The sequence below is a fragment of the Moraxella nonliquefaciens genome, assembly GCF_001679005.1.
In the GTDB taxonomy this organism is placed as follows: Bacteria; Pseudomonadota; Gammaproteobacteria; order Pseudomonadales; family Moraxellaceae; genus Moraxella; species Moraxella nonliquefaciens.
Genome location: NZ_LXTW01000027.1, coordinates 1 through 511 on the forward strand (window position 1 = coordinate 1; position 511 = coordinate 511).

Annotated in this window: 1 protein-coding gene; it reads left to right on the forward strand. The window is 36.0% G+C overall.

Annotation, left to right across the window (positions count from 1 at the left end; translation table 11 throughout):
• Positions 1 to 511: carboxy terminal-processing peptidase (locus tag A7456_RS07005; RefSeq protein ID WP_169816058.1), on the forward strand; the 511-nt coding region annotated here is incomplete at both ends.

The following is a 511-nucleotide window of genomic DNA, read 5'->3' on the forward strand; positions in this document are numbered from 1 at the left end:
TCGGGTACATGAAGATGATGATTCAGCACAGCAATATAAAGGGCCTTTATTGGTGATGATTAATCGTTATAGTGCATCAGCATCTGAGATTTTTGCTGCCGCAATGCAAGATTACAATCGTGGTATTATCATTGGTCAGAATACTTTTGGTAAAGGTACGGTTCAGCAAAGTCGCTCATTAAATTTTACCTATGATTTAGATCAAACACCATTAGGTTTATTACAGTATACGATTCAAAAGTTCTATCGTATTAATGGTGGTTCAACTCAGTTAAAAGGCGTTGCTGCAGATATTAATTTCCCTGAAATTATCGATGCCAAAGAGTACGGCGAAGATAAGGAAGATAATGCATTGCCATGGGATAAAATTCCATCTGCAACTTATACTGAAGTTGGCAATGCTCGCAAAGATGTTGATGTATTAAATAAAAAGCATCTTGAGCGTATTGCTAAAGATCCTGAATTTATTGCATTGAATGAAGATTTAAAAATTCGTAATGAGCGCCGTGAT